The sequence below is a fragment of the Kribbella pratensis genome, from assembly GCF_004366075.1.
Classification (GTDB): Bacteria; Actinomycetota; Actinomycetes; order Propionibacteriales; family Kribbellaceae; genus Kribbella; species Kribbella pratensis.
In genome coordinates this window covers 344902-365029 of sequence record NZ_SODU01000003.1, presented here as the reverse complement: position 1 = coordinate 365029, position 20128 = coordinate 344902, and the positions used below count along the sequence as shown (strand labels likewise).

At 68.2% G+C, this 20128-nt stretch carries 26 protein-coding genes; 12 read left to right on the top strand and 14 right to left on the bottom strand.

Annotated elements, in window-relative coordinates:
* Window positions 1-45: 45 nt before the first annotated feature.
* Window positions 46-762 carry a helix-turn-helix transcriptional regulator gene (locus EV137_RS25770; protein WP_134131119.1) on the top strand — a complete coding sequence of 239 codons (717 nt, stop codon included), beginning with the start codon at window positions 46-48 and terminating at the stop codon, window positions 760-762.
* Here EV137_RS25770 and EV137_RS25765 read toward each other — a convergent pair.
* Window positions 759-1157, bottom strand: a complete 399-nt coding sequence (locus EV137_RS25765) for an NUDIX hydrolase (protein WP_134131118.1) — start codon at window positions 1155-1157, stop codon at window positions 759-761. The genes EV137_RS25770 and EV137_RS25765 overlap by 4 nt on opposite strands.
* Window positions 1158-1225: 68 nt before the next feature.
* Between EV137_RS25765 and EV137_RS25760 the strand changes: the two genes are divergently transcribed.
* From EV137_RS25760 to EV137_RS25730, 7 genes are all read left to right on the top strand, one after another.
* Window positions 1226-2146: a PHP domain-containing protein gene (locus EV137_RS25760; protein WP_311136382.1), complete on the top strand. Its 921-nt coding sequence runs from the start codon at window positions 1226-1228 to the stop codon at window positions 2144-2146.
* On the top strand, window positions 2143-2760 hold the full coding sequence (locus EV137_RS25755; protein ID WP_133785617.1) for a MarC family protein: 618 nt from the start codon (window positions 2143-2145) through the stop codon (window positions 2758-2760). Before EV137_RS25760 ends, EV137_RS25755 begins: the two co-directional genes overlap by 4 nt.
* Before the next feature lies 1 nt (window position 2761).
* Window positions 2762-3643, top strand: a complete 882-nt coding sequence (locus tag EV137_RS25750) for a RecB family exonuclease (protein ID WP_202871156.1) — start codon at window positions 2762-2764, stop codon at window positions 3641-3643.
* 181 nt (window positions 3644-3824) lie between these two features.
* Complete coding sequence (locus EV137_RS25745) at window positions 3825-4670, top strand: alpha/beta fold hydrolase (protein WP_134131117.1); 846 nt, start codon at window positions 3825-3827, stop codon at window positions 4668-4670.
* A 242-nt stretch (window positions 4671-4912) separates the two neighbouring features.
* Window positions 4913-5710, top strand: a complete 798-nt coding sequence (locus EV137_RS25740) for an ABC transporter permease (protein WP_202871155.1) — start codon at window positions 4913-4915, stop codon at window positions 5708-5710.
* Window positions 5703-6518, top strand: coding sequence for an ABC transporter permease (locus EV137_RS25735; protein WP_238175554.1), 816 nt, complete (start codon window positions 5703-5705; stop codon window positions 6516-6518). The genes EV137_RS25740 and EV137_RS25735 overlap by 8 nt, the downstream gene beginning before the upstream one ends.
* A gap of 4 nt (window positions 6519-6522) precedes the next feature.
* Window positions 6523-7470, top strand: a complete 948-nt coding sequence (locus EV137_RS25730) for an ABC transporter ATP-binding protein (RefSeq protein ID WP_134006960.1) — start codon at window positions 6523-6525, stop codon at window positions 7468-7470.
* Between the two features lie 18 nt (window positions 7471-7488).
* Here the strand turns inward: EV137_RS25730 and EV137_RS40735 are convergent, their stop codons facing one another.
* From EV137_RS40735 to EV137_RS25710, 5 genes are all read right to left on the bottom strand, one after another.
* Window positions 7489-7629, bottom strand: coding sequence for a hypothetical protein (locus tag EV137_RS40735; RefSeq protein WP_166680018.1), 141 nt, complete (start codon window positions 7627-7629; stop codon window positions 7489-7491).
* 141 nt (window positions 7630-7770) lie between these two features.
* Window positions 7771-8085 carry a hypothetical protein gene (locus tag EV137_RS25725; RefSeq protein WP_134131115.1) on the bottom strand — a complete coding sequence of 105 codons (315 nt, stop codon included), beginning with the start codon at window positions 8083-8085 and terminating at the stop codon, window positions 7771-7773.
* A 131-nt stretch (window positions 8086-8216) separates the two neighbouring features.
* Window positions 8217-8531 (bottom strand): hypothetical protein, encoded by a 315-nt coding sequence (locus EV137_RS25720; protein ID WP_134131114.1) that lies wholly within the window; start codon window positions 8529-8531, stop codon window positions 8217-8219.
* Window positions 8532-8540: 9 nt separating this feature from the next.
* Entirely contained in the window at window positions 8541-8852 is a 312-nt protein-coding gene (locus tag EV137_RS25715) for a hypothetical protein (protein WP_134006964.1), read from the bottom strand.
* Window positions 8849-9481 carry a hypothetical protein gene (locus EV137_RS25710; RefSeq protein WP_134131113.1) on the bottom strand — a complete coding sequence of 211 codons (633 nt, stop codon included), beginning with the start codon at window positions 9479-9481 and terminating at the stop codon, window positions 8849-8851. The genes EV137_RS25715 and EV137_RS25710 overlap by 4 nt, the downstream gene beginning before the upstream one ends.
* Window positions 9482-9854: 373 nt before the next feature.
* Here EV137_RS25710 and EV137_RS25705 point away from each other — a divergent pair, with 373 nt between their 5' ends.
* Together EV137_RS25705 and EV137_RS25700 are read left to right on the top strand one after the other, a co-directional pair.
* On the top strand, window positions 9855-10388 hold the full coding sequence (locus EV137_RS25705) for an RNA polymerase sigma factor (RefSeq protein ID WP_134131112.1): 534 nt from the start codon (window positions 9855-9857) through the stop codon (window positions 10386-10388).
* Entirely contained in the window at window positions 10385-11464 is a 1080-nt protein-coding gene (locus tag EV137_RS25700) for a hypothetical protein (protein WP_134131111.1), read from the top strand. The genes EV137_RS25705 and EV137_RS25700 overlap by 4 nt, the downstream gene beginning before the upstream one ends.
* Here EV137_RS25700 and EV137_RS25695 read toward each other — a convergent pair.
* On the bottom strand, window positions 11457-12332 hold the full coding sequence (locus EV137_RS25695; RefSeq protein ID WP_134131110.1) for an alpha/beta fold hydrolase: 876 nt from the start codon (window positions 12330-12332) through the stop codon (window positions 11457-11459). The two genes, EV137_RS25700 and EV137_RS25695, sit on opposite strands and share 8 nt — an antisense overlap.
* Window positions 12333-12475: 143 nt before the next feature.
* On the opposite strand from EV137_RS25695, the gene EV137_RS25690 reads away from it, so the two are divergent.
* The gene (locus EV137_RS25690; RefSeq protein ID WP_134131931.1) at window positions 12476-13237 is read left to right on the top strand and encodes a ParA family protein; all 762 of its coding nucleotides are present in this window, start codon (window positions 12476-12478) and stop codon (window positions 13235-13237) included.
* Between the two features lie 8 nt (window positions 13238-13245).
* Here the strand turns inward: EV137_RS25690 and EV137_RS25685 are convergent, their stop codons facing one another.
* Window positions 13246-14184, bottom strand: a complete 939-nt coding sequence (locus EV137_RS25685) for a DUF4349 domain-containing protein (RefSeq protein WP_134131109.1) — start codon at window positions 14182-14184, stop codon at window positions 13246-13248.
* Window positions 14185-14271: 87 nt separating this feature from the next.
* Window positions 14272-16197: a DEAD/DEAH box helicase gene (locus tag EV137_RS25680; protein WP_238175553.1), complete on the bottom strand. Its 1926-nt coding sequence runs from the start codon at window positions 16195-16197 to the stop codon at window positions 14272-14274.
* 324 nt (window positions 16198-16521) lie between these two features.
* Here EV137_RS25680 and EV137_RS25670 point away from each other — a divergent pair, with 324 nt between their 5' ends.
* Complete coding sequence (locus tag EV137_RS25670) at window positions 16522-17202, top strand: ferritin-like fold-containing protein (RefSeq protein WP_134006979.1); 681 nt, start codon at window positions 16522-16524, stop codon at window positions 17200-17202.
* 256 nt (window positions 17203-17458) lie between these two features.
* Here EV137_RS25670 and EV137_RS25665 read toward each other — a convergent pair whose 3' ends face one another.
* The 5 genes from EV137_RS25665 to ligD all read right to left on the bottom strand — a co-directional run bounded on the left by EV137_RS25665 (window position 17459) and on the right by ligD (window position 20104).
* Window positions 17459-17734 (bottom strand): GlsB/YeaQ/YmgE family stress response membrane protein, encoded by a 276-nt coding sequence (locus tag EV137_RS25665; RefSeq protein WP_134006980.1) that lies wholly within the window; start codon window positions 17732-17734, stop codon window positions 17459-17461.
* A gap of 161 nt (window positions 17735-17895) precedes the next feature.
* Entirely contained in the window at window positions 17896-18123 is a 228-nt protein-coding gene (locus EV137_RS25660) for a DUF3107 domain-containing protein (RefSeq protein WP_133785600.1), read from the bottom strand.
* Between the two features lie 108 nt (window positions 18124-18231).
* Window positions 18232-18861 carry a TetR/AcrR family transcriptional regulator gene (locus EV137_RS25655; RefSeq protein WP_134131106.1) on the bottom strand — a complete coding sequence of 210 codons (630 nt, stop codon included), beginning with the start codon at window positions 18859-18861 and terminating at the stop codon, window positions 18232-18234.
* Window positions 18862-18989: 128 nt separating this feature from the next.
* Window positions 18990-19169: a hypothetical protein gene (locus EV137_RS25650; protein ID WP_134006982.1), complete on the bottom strand. Its 180-nt coding sequence runs from the start codon at window positions 19167-19169 to the stop codon at window positions 18990-18992.
* Window positions 19166-20104: a non-homologous end-joining DNA ligase gene (ligD, locus tag EV137_RS25645; protein WP_134006984.1), complete on the bottom strand. Its 939-nt coding sequence runs from the start codon at window positions 20102-20104 to the stop codon at window positions 19166-19168. Before ligD ends, EV137_RS25650 begins: the two co-directional genes overlap by 4 nt.
* Window positions 20105-20128: the final 24 nt, after the last annotated feature.

Here is a 20128-nt window from a genome sequence, read left to right as displayed (position 1 = left end):
TTCGGTACTACGGAACTCCCGGATCACCTGGTTACGCTCGAAGGCGTGCACCCGTGGATCGAGAACGTCGCGCTGCAGGCGCCAACGACGCCGATCACCGTCCTCCCGCCGGACCCCGCGACCACGGTCGTCTGGCGGATGACACACGCCGGCGAGAGCGACGTACTGATCGCAGGACCGCGCACCAGAGCGGCGTACCACACCTCGAAGGATCTGCCGGTGTGCCTGAGACTCCGGATCCGCCCGGGCCGTGCGCTGCCGTTGCTCGGCGCGGCCGCGGACGAACTGGTCGACCGGACCGTCCCGCTGAGCGACCTCACCGGGTCGTCGGCGAACGCTCTCGCCGGGCGCCTGGTCACCTATAAGGACGAACCCGAGCAGGCCGTCGAGGTTCTCGGCGACTTCCTCCTCGGGCGACTGCCGCGCCGCCTGCCGGATCGTTTGGAGCTCGTAGGCGAAGCGGCCGCCGAGCTGGCATCAGAGGCAGCACCACGCACAGTAGGAGAGACCGCTCAGCGCCTCGGAGTGAGCGAGCGGTACCTGCGGCGCGTGTTCCGCGAGGCAGTCGGCGTGTCGCCCAAGCACTTCGCCCGGATCACCCGTGTACGCACTGTGATCGCGCACGCTCGCCGCTCCTGGTCCGACGCCGCGGCGTGCGCCGGCTACACCGACCAATCCCACCTGATCGCCGACTTTCGCTCCCTGATGCGGGTCACTCCCGAGGCCTACGCGACCGGCCGTGTGCCCTTGAGTACCTGTTAGCCGGGCAGTGCGTTCCACTGCTCCAACGTGGAAACGAGCAGCGTCGTGGTCGGGAGTGCCGCGAACTCGGAGCGGGTCACAAACCGCGCGTCCAACGCGTCGTCACCGACCGTGAGCATGCCGCCCACGGCAGTCGCCGCGTAGTCGCGGATCACGTACAGCTGTCCGCGCGGGCCCGGCCGTTCGACCTCGCCCACGAGATCGCCGACCTCGACGGTCAGCCCGGTCTCCTCCGCGACCTCCCGCGCGACCGCGGTCGGATCGTCCTCACCGGACTCGACCCGGCCGCCAGGAATCGACCACAGTCCCCGGCCCGGCTCGTTCGCTCTCCGTACGACGAGCAACCGGTGCTGCTCGTCGTACACCAGGGCACCTACGCAGTCGACGCGCTCCATGCACCCCGAGGATAGGTGTTCTGTGCACAAGTGCCAGGCCCCAGAGATGAACGCGGCTAGCATCAGCGGTGACAGTTGACCTCCGGCGAAGGGACGCGGCCCGCATCGTGCGCATCGACCTGCACACCCACTCGAACCGTTCGGACGGCACCGACACGGTGGACGTCCTGATGAGGCACGCGCAGCAGGCCGGGCTCGATGTGATCGCGCTCACCGACCACGACACCGCCGACGGCTGGGTGGACGGCCGGCGGGCCGCCGAGGAGCTCGGCATCGGGTTCGTCCCGGGGCTGGAGATCTCCTGCAAGCTCAACGGGATCAGCGTTCACCTGCTCGGCTATCTCCTCGACCCGACGTACGCCCCGCTCGCCAAGGACCTGCAGGTGGTTCGCGAGGGCCGCACCGACCGGATTCCGACGATCGTGGCCCGGCTGAACAGCATCGGCGTACCGCTCACCGTCGACGAAGTGCTGGCCCAGGCGACGGGTACGCCGTCGGTCGGCCGGCCGCACGTTGCCGACGCGTTGGTCGCGAACGGGACGGTCGCCAACCGCAGCGAGGCGTTCGACCGGTTCCTCGCCGACGGCCGCGCCGGCCACGTGCCGCACTACGCGCTCGAGCCGGGCGCTGCGATCGAGCTGGTTCGTGAGGCCGGGGGCGTGCCGGTGATCGCGCACCCGTGGGGACGGTCGAGCTACAAGGTCATGACCGAGGAGAACCTGGCCGGCCTCGTCGCGGACCACGGTCTGGCCGGGATCGAGGTCGACCACCAGGACCACTCGCCGGCGTCGCGGGAGGCGTTGCGAGCGATCGCAAGGAACCTCGGCATCATCTACACCGGCTCCAGCGACCACCACGGCCTCGGCAAGATCGACCACGACCTGGGCGTGAACTCCACCGAGCCCGAGCAGTTCGAGCGTCTGCTGGACGTTGCCAAGGCCAACGCCGCGGCCTCCGGCTCCGTTGTTCCCGAGGCCTACCTGCCGTGAACAGCGTCATCAATCTCGGCCTGTTCAGCTCGGTCTTCGTCACGCTGTTCGTGATCATGGACCCGCCGGGCACCGTGCCGTTGTTCATCTCACTGACCGCGGGCCAGTCCCGCGCGGTGCGGAAGAAGGCGGCGTGGCAGGCCGTGCTGGTCGCGTTCGGCGTGATCGTGGTGTTCGCGGCGTTCGGGCAACAGATCCTGCACCGCCTCGGGATCACGCTGCCCGCGCTGCAGTGCGCCGGCGGCCTGCTGCTTCTGCTGATCGCGCTGCAACTGCTGACAGACACCGCCGAGGACCCGGTGCAGACCAAGAACGTGAACATCGCGTTCGTTCCGCTCGGTACGCCGTTGCTCGCCGGGCCGGGCGCGATCGTGGCCACGATGGTGTTCGTGCAGCGGGCGAACGGCTCGCTGCCGGACGTGGTCGCGATCTCGATCGGCATCATCGCGATCCATCTGGTGATGTGGCTGACGCTGCGGTTCTCCGGCGTCATCATGCGGATCCTCGGGGAGAACGGCGTACTGCTCGTCACCCGGATCGCGGGTCTGCTGCTGAGCGCCATCGCCGTACAACTGGTCGCTGACGCGGTCACCGACTTCATCAAGGCGGGGTGACGTGCTTCCCGGAATGCCGAAGCGGTTGTTCGTCGCGACGCCGACGAAGCTGCTGACGTTCGCGGACTGCAAGCGGAAATACCGCTACACGTACCTCGAGACGCCGCGGCCGCCCAAGGGTCCGCCGTGGGCGCACAACACGGTCGGCGCGATCGTCCACGAGGTGCTCGCCGACTTCTTCGGGCGCTGGCCCGCGTCCCGCCGTACGCCGGACGAGGTCGTCGCGAAGATGCGGTCGAGCTGGCGGAGCGAGGGGTTCCGCGACGAGCAGCAGTCGCTGGACTGGCGCGACCGATCGACCGAGATGGTGCTCGGGTACCTGCGGGATTCTGATCCGTACTACGAACCTCGCGGAGTGGAGCGTACGGTCGCCTTCACCACCGAGCGGGCCTCGCTGCGCGGACGGGTGGACCGGATCGACGAGCGGCCGGCGCGTGACGGGAGCGGTGGCACCGAGCTGGCGATCGTCGACTACAAGACCGGTCGCCGGCCGCTGACCGCAGTCGACGCCCGATCCTCGTTGGCGATGGCCCTGTACGTGCTCGGCGCGCGTCGCGTCCTGCACAAGCCGTGCACGCGTGTCGAGCTCCACCACCTGCCGACCAACACCGTCGCGGCCGCGGACCACGACGAGGCCTCGCTCGGACGGCACCAGAAACGCGCCGAGTCGATGGCCGACGATGCAGCCGCCGCTGAAGCGAAGTGGGCCGAGGGACTGACCCCCGCCGAGGCCGACGAGGCCTTCCCGCCGGAGCCGTCCCCGCTGTGCGGCTGGTGCGACTTCGCCAAAATCTGCCCCCAAGGCCGCCGCGAAGCCCCCACCCGCGACCCCTGGGCAGGCCTCGACGAGCCATCCCCAATCCCACTGGAAGAGGCCGGCTGAGTTTCCGCGGCAGCTCGACAGTACGTATACGCCCACTGCCAGGTCGGCGGGCGGGTGCGCACGCCTGACGGGCGGATCGATCGGCGGACACTTCCTGTCGAGCTGCCGCCGTGCCAGCGCCGTGTGCGTGGGGTGCCAGCGGGTGGGGGGAGCCTGAGGGGGAACGAAAGGGGTCCGCCTGATGGGTGCGAAGACTGTGAACAAGTTGGCGGTGCCGGGGGCGACGCTGCACTACGAGGTCGCCGGCTCGGGGCCGGTGCTGTTGCTGATCGCGGGCGGCGGGACCGACGCCGGGGTATTCTGTGGGATGGTCGGGCAGCTCGCCGCCGAGTACACGGTGGTGACCTACGATCCGCGCGGCAACTCGCGCAGCGAGTACGTCGGGGACGCGACGGACGAGACCCTCGTGCAGTCGGCTGCGGACGCGCTGGCCCTGATCGATGCGGTCGCCGGCAGCGAACCGGCGTACGTGTTCGGCAGCAGCTCCGGCGCGATCACCGGGCTCGAGTTGATCACCCGCCACCCCGAGCGGGTGCGGATGCTGGTCGCGCACGAGCCGCCGTGCACCGAGGTACTGCCGGGCTCCGACGCGGACGACGCGCGGGCGTTCTTCGCCGACGTGTACGAGACCTATCGCAAGGACGGGCTCACCGCGGCCGACGTGGTGTTCATGATGGGCACCGGCATGGACGACGACGCGATGCCGCCGATGGAGGACCTGCTGCCGGAGTACCGCGAACTCGCGGAGCGGATGCAGGCGAACGCGGCCAACTTCTACGAGCACAAGTTGTTGCCGTTCACCCGGTACGAGCCGGATCTGGACGCGTTGAAGCGGGTGGCCGATCGCGTCGTCCCGGCGGCCGGGCTGCAGTCGTACATGCATCTTCCGGGTCGGCCGATCGAGGTCATCGCGGACCACCTCGGCTGGCCGGTGGTCATGTTCCCGGGCGGGCACGGCGGGTACGCGAGCCACCCGGGACCGTTCGCCACCCACCTCGCTCATCTGCTGAAGAGCGAGACCCTGTAGGTTCCTGTACCTTCCAGGCACCGGCCCGGGCGTGGGTCTGAGGGGTCCCACGTCCGGGCCGGTTATTTGTGTTGACGTATTCCCGTGGTCCGGCGTAGCGTCCCTCTTCTGCCTTTGACAATCGGCGTGGTTCAGCCATGCCGTCACAGTGGTGTCCGAACCCCCGGGTCTTTCCAGATTCGGGGCGGTTCTGCGTGCCGCTGTGGCTCTCGGACATCACCTGTTTCGAGAGGAGGTTGCGGGTGGGGGTCTACTGGGCGATCGCCGTACGGTCGTTCCGGCGGTTCTCGACGTACCGCATCGCCACCGCGTCCGGCGCGTTCACGAACACCGTTTTCGGGTTCATCCTCTGCGGCATCTACCTGACGCTGTGGCACGAGCGACCCGGCCTGGGTGGGTACGACACCGCGGACGCGCTCACGTTCGTCTGGCTGCAGCAGGGGCTGCTGATGCCGGTCGGGATCTGGGGCGCCACGACGACGGGGGAGCTGGGGGAGCGGGTCCGCAGCGGCGAGATCGCGGTGGACCTGTACCGGCCGACGCACCTGCTGCTCTGGTGGCTGTCGGTGGATCTCGGGCGGGCGATGTTCCAGTTGCTGGTGCGCGGCGGGGCGCCGTTGCTCGTCGGAGCGCTGGTGTTCGACCTCAAGTTCCCTTCAACGCCGCAGGCCTGGCTCGGGGTCGCGGCCGGCGTGTTCCTGGCGATCCTGGTCAGCTTCGGGATCCGCTACCTGGTCGCCCTGTCCGGGTTCTGGATCACCGACACGCGGGGGATGGAGCAGTTGGCGCTGGTGCTGTCGACGTTCTTCTCCGGGATGATCCTGCCGCTGGTGGTGTTCCCCGGCGCGATCGGAGCCATCGCCCGGGCGACTCCGTGGGCCGCGACCATGCAGGTGCCGATCGACATCTGGCTCGGCCGGAACCCGGGCGGGACCGGTTCGGCGCTGCTGTTCCAGCTCGGCTGGATCGTGGTGCTGCTGCTCGGCGCGCAACTGGTCACGTCGGTGGCGACCCGGAAGGTGGTGATCCAGGGTGGTTGAGCGGATCGTCCGGGCGCCTTCGCAGTACTGGATGCTGATCATGATGTGGGTGCGGTCGTCGATGGCGTACCCGGCGTCGTTCGTGCTGATGCTGTTCAGCTCGATGGTGCTGACGGTGATGGACTTCGTCGCGATCGTGCTGATGTTCAGCCACATCACGTCGTTCGGCGGGTTCTCACTGGCGGAGATGGCGTTGCTTTATGCAACGGCCTCGATCACGCTCGGGATCGCGGACCTGTTCACCGGGTCGATCGAGCGGGTCGGGGAGCGGATCCGGACCGGGACGTTCGACGCGTACCTGATCCGGCCGGTGCCGGCGTTCCTGCAGACCGCGGCCGACGGGTTCGCGCTGCGGCGGATCGGCCGGCCGTTGCAGGCGCTGGTCGTGATGGTGTTCGCGTTCAGCCGGCTCGACGTGGACTGGACAGTTGCCCGCGGCATCATGCTGGTGGTGTCGATCGCGGCCGGGACGGTGATCTTCGGGGCGATCTTCGTGCTCGGGGCCGCGTTCCAGTTCGTGTCGGTGGATTCGGCGGAGCTGGCCAATTCGTTCACGTACGGCGGTCAGACGTTGACGCAGTACCCGTTGGCGGTCTTCGGCAAGGAGATCGTGCGGGCCGTGACGTTCGTCGTACCGCTTGCCTTTGTCAACTATTACCCGGTGCTGTACCTGCTGGGTAAGCCGGCCCCGTTGGGGTTGCCGTCCTGGATCGGACTGCTGTCGCCGCTGGTCGCGGTGGTGATGGTCGCGCTGGCATCGCTGGCGTGGCGGGCCGGCCTTCGTCGCTATCGCAGTACAGGGAGTTGAGGTCGTGCCTGTTATCGAGTTGGCGGACGTTTCGCGTGCCTTCACCGTCACGTCGCGGTCCGGGTTACGCCGTACCCGGCGGGAAGTGCGGGCGGTGGACGGTATGACGTTCAGCGTCGAACCGGGGGAGGTGATGGGATACATCGGTCCGAACGGGGCCGGGAAGTCCACCACGATCAAGATGCTCACCGGGATCCTGGTGCCGTCCGGCGGCTCGATCCGCGTGGCAGGGGTCGATCCGTCGCGGCATCGGCTGAAGCTCGCTCGTCGCATCGGCGTCGTCTTCGGCCAGCGAACCACATTGTGGTGGGACCTGCCTTTGAAGGACTCGTTCGCGGTGCTGCAGAAGATGTACGACGTACCGCTCGCACGTCACCGGGAGAACCTCGCGACCTTCGTGGAGCTGCTCGACCTTCGCGATCTGCTCGACGTTCCCGTTCGCCAGTTGTCGCTGGGGCAGCGGATGCGCGGCGACATCGCGGCGGCGCTGTTGCACGATCCAGAGATCGTTTACTTGGACGAGCCAACGATCGGGCTGGACGTCATCAGCAAGGCACGGCTCCGCGAGTTCCTGGCCCAGGTCAACGCGGAACGCCGTACGACGATCATCCTCACCACCCACGACCTCGACGACATCGAGGCGCTCTGCACCCGGGTGATGGTCATCGACCACGGCCACCAGATCTTCGACGGAACCCTGGACGGGTTGAAGTCCAGCCAGTCCGCGCCGCGCACGCTGGTCGTGGACCTGGCCGCCTCCCTGCCAGCGATCGAGGTCGCCGGAGCCACCGTCGTGAAGGTCGACGGTCCCCGCCAGCACCTCACGTTCCCAACCAGCACCAGCGCGGCACCTCTGCTGGCCCAGATCGCCGCCAACTACCCCCTCGTAGACCTCTCGGTCTCCGAACCCACCATCGAATCCGTCATAACCCAGCTCTACAACTCCGCCTAACTAGAGTCGGCGCTGGGTTTAGGCGGGGGCGACCCGCTTGGTCAGCGGACTAGGCCGCCCGGACGGGTTCTTGCGGGGGTTGCTCGTTCGGTGGTCGTGGCGGCGGTCGGCTCGCTGCCGGATCCCGCACATCCGCCACAACTCCCGTCCTCTCTCCATCGACAGCTCCTGCCCGGCATCAAACTGCCGATCAGACCGAGCGGGCTCGGCAGGCTGTCCGCCAGACGGCTCGGAGTCGACCACTTGGGGAGGTTTGTCTACCCGAATCGGGCAGGAAATCTCCCCAACCCGACGCCTCTGCTATGCGAGGTCGGCGGCCATCGAGGCGAAGACGACGTCGGGGTCCATGCCCTTGGGATCCTCACGCCAGCGGTGGACGGAGTCCGGTAGCTCGTCCTCGTCGACCGTCCCGACGCCGGCCTGGATCAGGCGCTTTGCCTCCGCGATACCGATGTCGACGTACTGCAACCCGTTGAGGAAGTAGTAGTCATGCCGGGCTCCCTCGTTGTAGTGGAACTTCCCGGTGTTCCCGACGTACGTCCACACATCCTCATCCACCAACGCCGCCACCCACAGCTCCGTCTCCCCATCCTTGACCAAGAACAACCGTGTCATCGCGAACCTCCTACTCGTTGGAGCCGGCGCCCATCGACAACACGTCTGCCGGCCCGATCGGCTCGTAGGTGAACCAGCGCTCCTCTGCCGTTACCAGATAGAGCCTCATCAGACGTACGCCGTCCTGCTGGCTAGGCGAGGTCGGCGGCCATCGAGGCGAAGACGATCTCGGGGTGCATCGCGTCCTCGTCCCGTTGCCAGTCGCGGACCGGGTCCGGGTTCTGGTCGGCGTCGACCCGCCCGACGCCGTCGGCGATCAGCCGCTTGGCCTCCGCGATCCCGATATCGGTGTACTGCGCTTCGCCGTTCACGAAGTAGTCGTCCCGCACACCCTCGTTGCGATGGAACTTCCCGGTATTGGCGACGTACGTCCAAACGTCTTCATCCACCAACGCCGCCACCCAGATCCGCCGCTCACCCTGACTCACGAGAAACAGCCGCGTCACGCCGGCCGCCTACTCGTTGGAGCCGGCGGCCATGGCGAGCACGTCGGGGAGGGCGAGTGGATTCGGGTCTGCGCGCCACTTGGCGAGTGACGTCGCGGAACGAGTCTCGTCGAGCATGCCGACCCCCTGATCGATCAGCCGCCGAGCCTCCGCTGGCCCGATCGGCTCATAGTCGAGGTTGCGAACCATGTAGAAGTCGTTGCGCAAGGCATTGTTGTTGTGGAACTTCCCGGTGTTCGCGACATACGAATACATCACCTCATGCGCCAGGGCAGCAACCCACACCAAGCGCTCCTCTTCCTTGACCAAGTAGAGCCTCATCGCGCAATCCCATCAGTCTTGTCGAACGCGGTGGTGCGTGGCGTCTGCCGCTCGCCTCGTGGTGTCCCACGCCCGTTGTCCACAGGGCGCAGCCTGGAGTCACTGTAGTTGTTCACCTGAACGCGTGTTCCGCCCAGTTTCGTCAACCCGTCGATCCCCTGTGGAGGCGCCAACGTCCTCGAGGCCTCGACGGACCGCCGCCTGGCCTCCGTACGCTCCTCCAACGTGGCGGTCGCACTGCGGTCGATCTCGCACCAGGGCGTTGTCATCTCCTTGACCTTCGCGGACGCGACCGAATGGAACTGGACCTCGACACGCGGACAGCCTGAGATCGTCATGCCCGCATGGATGCCCTTGTACCTCGAACCTTCGGTGTACGAGTGCATCGCTGCCCTGACGTGCCAGTCGTGACTGTTCAGCTCGTCGACGGTTTGCCGAGCTGCCGCGACCAGTTCGTCAGGATTCTCGGTCAGCGCCGTGTAGCGCAGTACGTCGTCGATCGGGAGGTGCTGGTCGGCGTCCATCCAGTCGGCAAGCTTGCGGGCGAGGGACTCTGGTGACTTGACTCGGCGGTCCAGCTGGTACGGCATGGTGCCTGACGGAAGTGAGTCGAGGAACTGAGCGGTCACGGTGGGTTCCACAGCCGCTGCCTGTTCGAGAAGGCGCAGGCTCCGGTCGGTTGCTTCGGGACCGTAGCGGCGGCTGATCTCGGCTGCGGAAGGTGGGACGTTGCCCCAGTCGAGGGGGCGGGTGTTGTTCAGGGCTTCGTGGAGGGATTTTGGGGTGGGTGGTAGGGCTGGGGCGCCTGGCATCTGGTCCCCTTGGTCGGTTGGGTTGTTCTTTGACCGTAGGGAGTTCGGAAGGGGTTGTGGGGTGGGATTTGGGATCTGTGGATAACTCGGGTGGGTTACGGAATGGGTGGGGGTGGTGACCTTGGGGTGGTGGGGTCGTTGAAATGCGGGTAGGACCCAACCGGGTGGGCTGATCGGGGGTAGAGAAGGTATGCCGACGATGACGGGTGAGCCGGTGGTGGGGGTGCAGGGGCCGCCGGGGGACGGGCCTGGGTTCGTCGCGTGGGTGCGGCCGCATCTGGTGGCGATGGCGCGGTTGGCGGGGCGGCTTGCGGTTGGGGCGGATCGGGACGACATCGTGCAGGAGGCGCTCGCGCGGGCGTGGGCCAAGCGGTCGCAGTACGACGCGAGCCGCGGTACGCCGTCTGCGTGGCTGCTCGCGATCACGGCGGATCAGGCCCGGAAAGCGGTACGCCGGATGCGCCCGGGCGGCGCGTCCTTGTCGCTGATCGACGAGGTCACGGGCGCGGCGGTGTCGCGACCGGATCTCGACGCCCGGATGGATGTCGACCACGCGATCATGTCGCTGTCGGCACGGCAGCGGCTCGCGGTCGACTGCTACTACTTCGCCGACCTGTCGATCGCCGACACCGCGGCCGTCATGGGCTGCTCCGAAGGCACCGTGAAATCCACCCTCTCCGACGCACGCAACCGGCTCCGCACCCTCCTGGAGGTGACCGAATGAAGCAGACCGATGAAGTCGACGACCTGTTGACCCGCGCTGGGGCTCGCTGGCGGGCTGATCAGGAGGCGCCGCCGGAGCCTGATCTCGAGTACATGCTGAGCGGCGGCCGCAAGCACCGTCGCTGGGTGCCCGCCCTCGCCGCGGCCAGTGTGGCGGTGGTCGCGGCCGGCGTCCTCGCCGTACTCCCGAACCCGAAGACCCCGACGGCAGAAGCCCCGGCCAGTCCCGTCGCCAGTGCCCCCGCCGGCAGTACGCCGAACGCCGGGACTCCGGAGTCGTTTGCCCAAGGCAACGACAATCTCCTGGTGAAGCCCGGCGACAAAGTGCAGGTGAACGGCAAGATCGTCGCCGTCCCGGGCAAGACGGCCGTCTTCTGCCCGCCGTTGGCCGTCCCAGCCATCGGCTACCCGCCCGGTAAGGAGCCGGCCCCGAGCTGCCCCGACGATTTCGCGGTCAAGCTCAACGGCCTGGACCTGGACAAGGTCCCCGGGATCACAACGGTCAAGGGCGTCCGCGTTGGCACCGCGGCGGTCACCGGCATCTGGCGTGGCGGCGCGATCGACGTCGAAGAGCAGTCGGCCGAGCAACCGGTGTCCTACCCAGCGCAGAACGAACTGCAGTGCCCGGTTCCGCCCGGCGGCTGGACGTCGAAGCCGAGCAACATCTCCTCGACCGCGGTGACCAAGTTCCTCGCCGCGCACGCGGCCCAGATCGACGGCCCGATCTTCCGGTACCCGAACGGCACCAGCCGCGGCGCGCCCGTGGTGATCCTGATCGGTATCGCGCACGGTGACGCGACCGCGTTCCGGGAGGCCTTCGAGAAGGTGTACCAGGGGAACTACTGCGTCGTCCCCGTCCTGCTCAGCCGGTCCGACAACGAGCGCATCAGCAATGCGATCGGTGACCTGATGAGTAAGGACAAGACGCTCGGCATCTACGGCGCCGGCGGATCCGGGATCTACGGCGGCGGCGCATCCGTGTCGCTCGTGGCATACACCCCGGAGGTGAAGGCTGCGTTCACCCCGCTCGGCCTCGACCTGATTCGGTTCTGGCCGCAGGTCCGACCGGTCAGGTAGTCGTCAGGCTCGGGTAGTTGTGGAAGAAGTCCACGAGGAGGCGGGCGGTTGCTGCGGGCTGGTCGATGGCTGGTGAGTGGCCGGCGTCGGGAATGACCTCCGCCTCCACCCCCAGCGCTGCGGCCATCGCCTGCTGTACCGGGATCGGCCAGCCGTCGTCGGTCTCGCCGTACAGCACCTGTGTGCGTACGCCGGACTTCGCGAGCTGGTCGGTCTTGTCCTCCGCGTCCGTCAGCCGGCGAGTGATCTCGGCCAGGCTGGTCGGCACGTTGCCGGTGAACCGCTTCCGCAGGAACGCTGCGACGTCCTCAGGTGGAGCGACGTACGCACGGCCCTTGCTGTCGTGGTCGAGCTTCATGTCGTACACCTGCTCGATCGGCAGGTTCTCCAGCCCGAACGCGAGCATCTGCAGGCTCTGCAGCGTTGCCTCGTCGGTGAACGCGGCAGGTCCCGAGCAGAGCAGGCTGATCGTGGAGAACACCGACGGGTCCGTCAGCACCGCCTCACGCGCTACGAGCCCGCCGAACGAGTGCCCGACCAGCTGGCTGTACCCGCCCAGCGCCTTGCTCATCGCCACCACGTCCGCGCCCAGCTCCGCCAGCGAGTACGCCGACCTGTCGGACGGACCTGTGGTCTCGTACTGACCACGTTGGTCGACAGCCACCGCGCGCCACCCGTACCGGCACAGGTGGTCGACCAGAGGAGTGAAGTCCTCCTTGCTCCCCGTCCACCCAGGCACGAGCAGGACCGTGCCGAGCGGCGTACCGAGCTCCGGTACGGCGGTCAGCGTGGCGAACGCACCACGGTCGGTCTCGAGTGTCTCGGGGCGCACCCCGTCGGGCAGCGTCAACGTACGTGGCGTACTCACAAGTAGAGCGTACCGACGAACGGGTAGTGGTCGCCCCGCGGGCAGATACCGCCCGGGTGTGTCAGGCGAGTAAGACGTTGGCGCGGCGGACCTCTACCCGTCGTTCGGTACGCGGTGTGGTCGGTGTTCCGCAGTACGGCACAATGGGCCGGGTGCCTCGCACTCTCGCGGTCGCCAATCAGAAGGGCGGCGTCGCCAAGACGACCACCGTCGCCACCCTCGGCGCAGCCCTGGTCGAGCTCGGCCAACGGGTGCTGCTGGTCGACCTGGATCCGCAGGCCTGCCTGACGTTCTCGGTCGGCATCGACCCCGAGGACCTGGACAAGTCGATCCACCACGTCCTCCTCGGCGGTGTGCGCGCCCGCGACGTGCTGATCGAGCTGGGCGACGCCCCGGACCTGCTGCCCGCGACGATCGCGCTGGCGACCGCCGACGTACAGCTGGCCCGGGAGAGCAGTCCGGAGCAGGTACTGCGGACCGCAATGCGCACGCTGCGTTCGTCGTACGACTGGATCATCGTGGACTGCCCGCCGACGCTCGGCCTGCTCACCGTGAACGCGCTGTCGGCGGCGTCCGACGTACTGATTCCCTTGCAGTGCGAGACATTGGCGCATCGTGGCGTAGGGCAACTACTCGACACAGTGCACGACGTACAGCGGCTGACCAACCCCAGCCTGCGAGTGCTCGGCGTACTCCCGACCCTGTACGACGGACGCACGACGCATGCCCGCACCGTCCTGGAGACGATCGCGGACACGTACTCGCTGGACGTTCTGCAGCCGGCGATCCCGAAGTCGATCCGATTCGCGGAGGCGCCAGCGATCGGAGAGACGGTACTCAGCACGGCGCCGGCCTCGCCCGGTGCGAAGGCCTACCGGGCGTTGGCCGGCGCACTGCTTCACTGACCGCTGCTTCACTGACCGCTGTTGGCCGCCGGTGGCGGCAGAGCCGCCGGCCGCCGACGCAGCTTGCTCCGGAAGAGCCACAGCGGTACGAGGATGATCGCCAGCAGCACCAGGAACGGCACTAGCGCGCCGACGGCGGTCGCGATCGAAGTGAACGCTGCGGTGAAGGCATTCCAGCCGCTCTTCAGGCCCGGCACGAAGCCCTTGTCTTCCTTCGGCTCGGTGATCGCCGGCGGCTTGCCCTTCTCGGTCAGCGTCAGTGTGAGCGTCGCGAGATCGGTCTGCAGGGCCAGGTTCTTCTGCTTGGCCAGCAGGGATTCGAGGTCGGCCTCGCGGCGGGTGAGCTCGCTCTCGACCGAGACGATCTCGCCGATCGTGTTCGCCTTCGCCATCAGCGCGCGCATCCGGTCCAGGCTGGCGCGCTGGGACTCGATCCGGCTGGCCACGTCGACCACCTGCTCGGTGACGTCGGTCGACTCCTGGTGGATCTGCGTGCGTTTGCCGAGATCGGAGAGCCGCTGGATCGCGGTCTCGAACGACTTGGTCGGGACCTTGAGGACCAGGTTCGACCGCGTGATCTTGCCGTCGGAGTCGCTGCCGGTGTCCTCGGACGCCACCTGACCCTCCAGGCTGCCGATCGCGGCGACCGCCTTCTGCCGCATGCCGGAGACGTCGTCGCCCTCGACGGCCAGCGAGCCGCTCTTGATGATCGCCCGCGTGATCGCCGGCTGTTCGTTGCCGCCGCCCCCGGCCGCCTCCGACTTGCCTTCGGTCGGTGCCTGCGGTTTCGCGTTGCCCGCCGACTCACCGGAGCCGGAGCCCTGCTTCGCGGCCGGCGCCGGCGCGGCGTCCCCACTCGTGCTGTCGTTGCCGCTGGCACCACAACCGGCCAGTACCACGACCCCCACGACAGCCACCACGGCTGTTGCCGCTCTGATCCGCCTCATCACCCAGCCCCTCTCTCGTGGTTTACCGCCCTAGGACGGCCCACGTGGGGCTGGGTGTTGCAGCTTCAGATCACCATTCGGAAACGGTCACTCCGGCGCACTGAAGATCGGCGTCGTCGGCGCGGTGCGCGGCTCGGCCGCTTTCCGCGTCCGCTTCACCGGCTTCTCGTCGGCCGCAGCCGGCTGAGCTTCCTCGGCCGGTGCCTTCGCTTCGGCGGTCTTGCGCGTCCGCGTCCGCTTGACCGGCTTCTCGTCCGCCGGGGCCGGCTGAGCTTCCTCGGCCGGTGCCTTCGCTTCGGCGGTCTTGCGCGTACGCGTCCGCTTGACGGGCTTCTTCTCCGCAGCCTCGGCAGGAGCTTCGACCGGTGCCTCGACGGACTCGGTCGCGGCCGGCTCTGCGGTCTTGCGGGTCCGGGTGCGCTTGACCGGCTTCTTCTCCGGAGCCTCGCCAGCTGCCTCGGCCGGAGCCTCGACGGCTGCAGTCTCGACGGCTGCAGTCTCCACGGCCGCCGTTTCCGCAGCCTCCGCGGTCTTCCGGGTGCGGGTGCGCTTGCGGGTCTTCGGCGCCGGCGCCTCCTCCGGAGCTTCGGTCGCTACCGGTACTTCGGTCTTCGTGGTGACGTCGGCGAGCTCCTCGACCGGTTGACCGGCCCGCGTACGCTTCCGGGTCCGGTTGCGCTTCTTGGCGGCCGACCGCTCGCCCTCGGACCGTCCGTCATCGCGACGGCCCCGCGAGTCCTTCGAGCCGCGCGACTCCCGCGACTCACGAGGCTCCCGCGACTCACGCGACTCACGGTGCTCGTGGCCTTCCTTCGACTCGCGCGCCGAACGGATCCGGCCCTTCGCGTCCGACGGGATGCCGAGGTCGTGGAACAGCTCCGGCGAGGTGGAGTAGATCTCCTGTGGCTCGTCGTACGGCAGGTCGAGCGCCTTGTTGATGGTCTTCCACCGGGTGACGTCCGCCCAGTCGACGAAAGTGACCGCGATCCCACTCGCTCCTGCGCGCCCGGTCCGCCCGATCCGGTGGATGTAGGCCTTCTCGTCCTCGGGGCAGGTGTTGTTGATGACGTGCGTGACACCCTCGACGTCGATGCCCCGGGCCGCCACGTCGGTGCAGATCAGTACGTCGATCTTGTCGCCGCGGAACCGGGTGAGCGCGCGCTCGCGGGCCTGCTGGTTCAGGTCGCCGTGGATCGCTGCCGCCTTGAATCCACGGTCCTGCAGGTCGTCGGTCAGGCGGGACGCCTCCCGCTTGGTCTTGCAGAAGATCATCACCCGGCCGCGGTCCTCGGCCTGCAGGATCCGCGCCACCACCTCGGGCTTGTCCAGGTCGTGCGCCCGGTAGACGAACTGCGCCGTGGTCGGCACCATCTGGGTGTCCTCGTGCGACTCCGCCCGGATGTTCAGCGGGTGCCGCATGTGGGTGCGGGCGAGCCCGATCACCGCCGACGGCATGGTTGCCGAGAACAACATGGTCTGGCGCAGCTCGGGCGTCTTGCGCAGGATCCGCTCGACGTCGGGCAGGAAGCCGAGGTCGAGCATCTCGTCGGCCTCGTCGAGGACCAGGACCTTGATGTGGCCGAGGTCGAGAACGCCCCGGTTCGCCAGGTCCAGCAGGCGTCCCGGCGTACCGACGACGACGTCGACGCCGCTCTTCAACGCGTCCAGCTGCGGTTCGTACGCGACGCCGCCGTAGATGGTCAGCACGCGGACGGTGCGGACGGTGGAGGCGGTCTGCAGGTCCTTGGCGACCTGGATGGTCAGCTCGCGGGTCGGGGTGACGACCAGCGCCTGTGGCTTGCCGGGGGCGGCGAGCTCCTCGTAGTCGGCCTCGCCGGGGGAGATCGTGCGCTGCAGCAGCGGGATGCCGAAACCGAGCGTCTTGCCGGTGCCGGTACGGGCCTGCCCGATCAGGTCGGTGCCCATCAGGGCCACCGGGAGAGTCATCTCCTGGATCGGGAAGGGTTCGGTGATGTTGACGCGGTCGAGCGCGTCACAGATCTCGGGGAGCACCCCGAGCTCTCGGAAGGTGGTCAGGCTGATCGCCTCTCACATGCTTGTGCGGACAGATGCTCAGTGGCCGGGCGCCTGGGGCATGAAAGCCCCGATCGTGAGGCGCGGGGACACTGTGCAAGCACCTCGCACCAGCTTGCCCATCTGGGCGCGTCACCGGCGAATCACTCACCAGTGTAACCGCAGCAGCTGTCAACGCCGCTTCGTGTGGCATGCGCCACTGTCCGGCGCGGCTCGCCAGGGTGCCGGGCAGCCCCTTTCCACCGCCTTTCTCTTTGTTGCATTTCCACTCGCTGTCCCGCGCGGCCCGATAGGGTGCCGGGCATGGAGCAGACGGCCTTTGATGATCCCGCCTACCGGGCCGCGGCGGTGGATCTGCTGGGAGTGCTCGCGTACGGCGAGCTGACCGCGTTCGAACGGATGGCGGAGGACGCCAAACTGGCGCCGACCCTGGACGACAAGGCGGAGCTGGCGGCGCTGGCGACCACCGAGTTCGGCCACTTCCAGCGGCTCCGGGACCGGCTCGTGCAGCTGGGTGTGGACCCGATGGACGCGATGCGGCCGTTCGTCACGCCGCTGGATGCGTTCCACGACCACACAGCGCCGTCCGACTGGCTCGAGGGCCTGGTCAAGGCGTACGTCGGGGACGGGCTGGCCAACGATTTCTACCGGGAGATCGCGTCGTTCGTGGACGCGGAGACGCGGGGCCTGGTGCTGGAGGTGTTCGCCGACTCCGGTCAGGCCGAGTTCGTGGTGGACCGGGTCCGAGCGGCGATCGACGAGGACCCGAAGCTCGGTGGCCGGCTCGCGCTGTGGGGCCGCCGGCTGGTGGGCGAGGCCCTCAGCCAGGCGCAGCGGATCGCCGCGGACCGGGACTCCCTGGCCGCTCTGCTGGCCGGCAGCGTCGACCGCCCCGGCCTGGACCTGGCCGCCATCGGCCGCATGCTCACCCGCCTGACCGAGGCCCACACCGCCCGGATGACCGCCCTCGGCCTCCAGGCCTGAAGCCCAATTTGGCTGGCTGACCCACCAAATGGGGGGTTGATGACCCTGAACCAGGGTGGGTAACCCCGCAGCTCGTGGGTCAGCCAGGCAAATTGGTGGGTCAGCCAGGCAAATGGGGGCTGCCGGGCAATGGGGGGCTGCCGGGCAAAGGGGGCTGCCGGGCAAAGGGGGCTGCCGGGCAAAGAGGTGGGTTGGTCGGGGAAAGGCAACGGCCGCCTGCCCCGGGTGGGGTGGCGGCCGTTTGGTGCTGCCTGGTTCAGGCGGCTGAGGGCTTGCTGTTGCGTGCGGAGATGATCGCGATGACGATCGCGGCGCAGATGACCTGGATCAGGTACTGGATCCAGTCCGGGCCGGAGGTGTCCTTGACGCCGAGGAAGTAGGCAATCAGCCCACCGAGGAAGGCGCCGATGCCGCCGCCCAGGATGGTCCAGCCGAGGCTGATGTTCTGCTTGCCGGGGAGCACCAGGCGGGCCAGCGGCCCGAAGATGATGCCCGCGATGAGGCTGACGATGATCATCCAGACCCAGAACACGGTGTCCTCCTTGTGAGGGATGGTGAACCTGCGCCGATCCGGTGCCCCGTGACAAACCGGACCACTACGGACGCAGGTCTCACCGCCATCGTGCCCCTTCGGTGGCACTCCGCAACCAGGACACGCGCGACTGTGTCCGGAACGGGATGAAGGCGTGTCGCCTAGATCGCGCCGAATCCGACCTTGCGGGTGGACACCTCGCCGATCTCGACGTACGCCAGCCGGTCGGCCGGGATCAGCACCCGGCGGCCCTTCTCGTCGGCCAGCTCGAGCAGACCGGACTTGCCGGTGAGCGCCGCCGCCACCAGTTCCTGGACCTCATCCGGAGTCTGCTCGCTCTCCAGAACCAATTCACGATTGGCGTGTTGCACGCCGATCTTGACCTCCACGAAACCCTCCGGGCACGCTCCGACCGGCGACTCTCGCCGGTGACGCTTCGAGCCTATCCGCTACCACTACCGAGCTCTCACCCGTCCGCCGAGAGCAGAACCTCGACGTCAGGTGTCGGTACGCGGGAAACCCCTGATGCCGCGCCAGGCCAGCGAGGCGACCAGGTCGGCGGCCTGCTGCTGCGGGAACGAGGGATCGCCGGCGCCGAGCCAGTAGCGGGCGCTGACCTGGGCCATGCCGACCAGGCTGACGGCCAGCACCATCGACTGCTCGCGGCTGAGGCCGGCATCGGCGCTGATCACCTCGGACACGGCCTCGGCGCAGGCGTGGGTGACGCGGTCGACGCGCTCCCGGACGGCCGGCTCGTTCGTCAGGTCCGACTCGAACACCAGACGGAAGGCACCTTGAGCGTTCGCCACGTAGTCGTAGAACGCGTGCATCGTCGCCGCGACCCGGAGCTTGTTGTCCTCGGTCGACTTCAGCGCGTCCTGCACGGAGGCGACGATCGCGTCGCAGGAGCTGTCCAGCAGCGCCAGGTACAGCTCCAGCTTCCCGGGGAAGTGCTGGTACAGGACGGGCTTGGACACGCCGGCCCGGTCCGCGATGTCGTCCATCGCGGCGGCGTGGTACCCGTTCGCGACGAAAACTTCCTGGGCAGCCTCGAGCAGTTGCGCGCGACGGGCCAGCCGGGGCAGGCGGCTGCCACGCTTGGGTGCGGTCTCCGGTGTCGTCGACACGGTCGGCTCCTTCGAGGGTGCGCTCCGGCGGCCGTCTGCGTCGGCCGCCAGGTCGTTCCCCGAATCCTACCCAGCAGTCCTCCTCGCCAGTAGCTTCCCCGCCGAACCGCGTTCCATCGTGGCAGGTGTCAGCGGTAGTCGTCCTCGTCGGAGTCGCCCACCTCGCGGCGCTGCTCCTCGACGTCCGCCGGGTCCGCCTCGACGGGTACGTCCGGCTCCGACTCCTCCTGCTCGGTGTCGTCGTCCGTGTCGTGCTCGGCGTCGAAGGCCGGGTCGTAGTCGGGGCCTTCGAAGTCGGTCTCAGTCATGTCGCCTCCTTGGTAGGTAGCGGCTGCGGGTCGTCGTACAGCCCTTCCAGTACGTCGCCGTACTCCTCGATCCGGGCGAGGACGTCGTGCGGCAGGAACCTGAGGTCCTCCGGTGAGGTGGCGGACGCCACCTCGTCCCAGTCGATCGGTGTGGACACCCGGGGTTCGTCGGAGCCGCGGAGCGAGTACGGCGCCAGCGTGGTCTTCGCGCTGGCGTTCTGGCTCCAGTCGATGAACACCTTGCCGGGCCGCAGCGCCTTGGTCATGTTGGCGGTCACGCTCTCCGGCAACGCCTCCGCCAGTTGCTCGGCCAACTGCTTGGCGAACGCGCTGGTCTGCCTGGACGACGCAGGCTCGATCGGCACGTACAGGTGCATCCCCTTGTTCCCGGACGTCTTGGGCCAGCCCTCCATGCCGTAGTGGCCCAAGAGTTGCCGCAGTGCGAGCGCAACGTCGCAGCACTCGACGATGCTCGCTCCCGGGCCCGGGTCCAGGTCGAACACGATCAGGTCCGCCTGGGGGTCCCGGCCCTGGTCGGACAGCCCGATCCGCCACTGCGGGACGTGCAGCTCGAGCGCAGCCAGGTTGGCCAGCCACACCACGGTCTGTACGTCGTCACAGACCACGAAACTCATTTCGTCGCGGCCCGTCGAGCTACCGGGGGTAGGCAGTGTCTCGGTCCGTACCCAGGCCGGCGTACCGCGTGGAGCGTTCTTCTCGAAGAAGAACGCCGCTGCGGTGCCGTCCGGCCACCGTTTGCGAGTCAGGGGCCGGTCGGACAGGTGTGGCAGCAGCAACGCGGCCACCTGGTGGTAGTAGTCGATGACCTCGGCCTTGGTGAACCCGGTCTGTGGATACAGGACCTTGCTGAGGTTGGTGAGCTTCATCGTCTGCCCATCCACCTCGGTCGTCAGCTGCTGCTGCGCTCCTGCCATGCGTCCCAGTCTCCACCTCGCCGG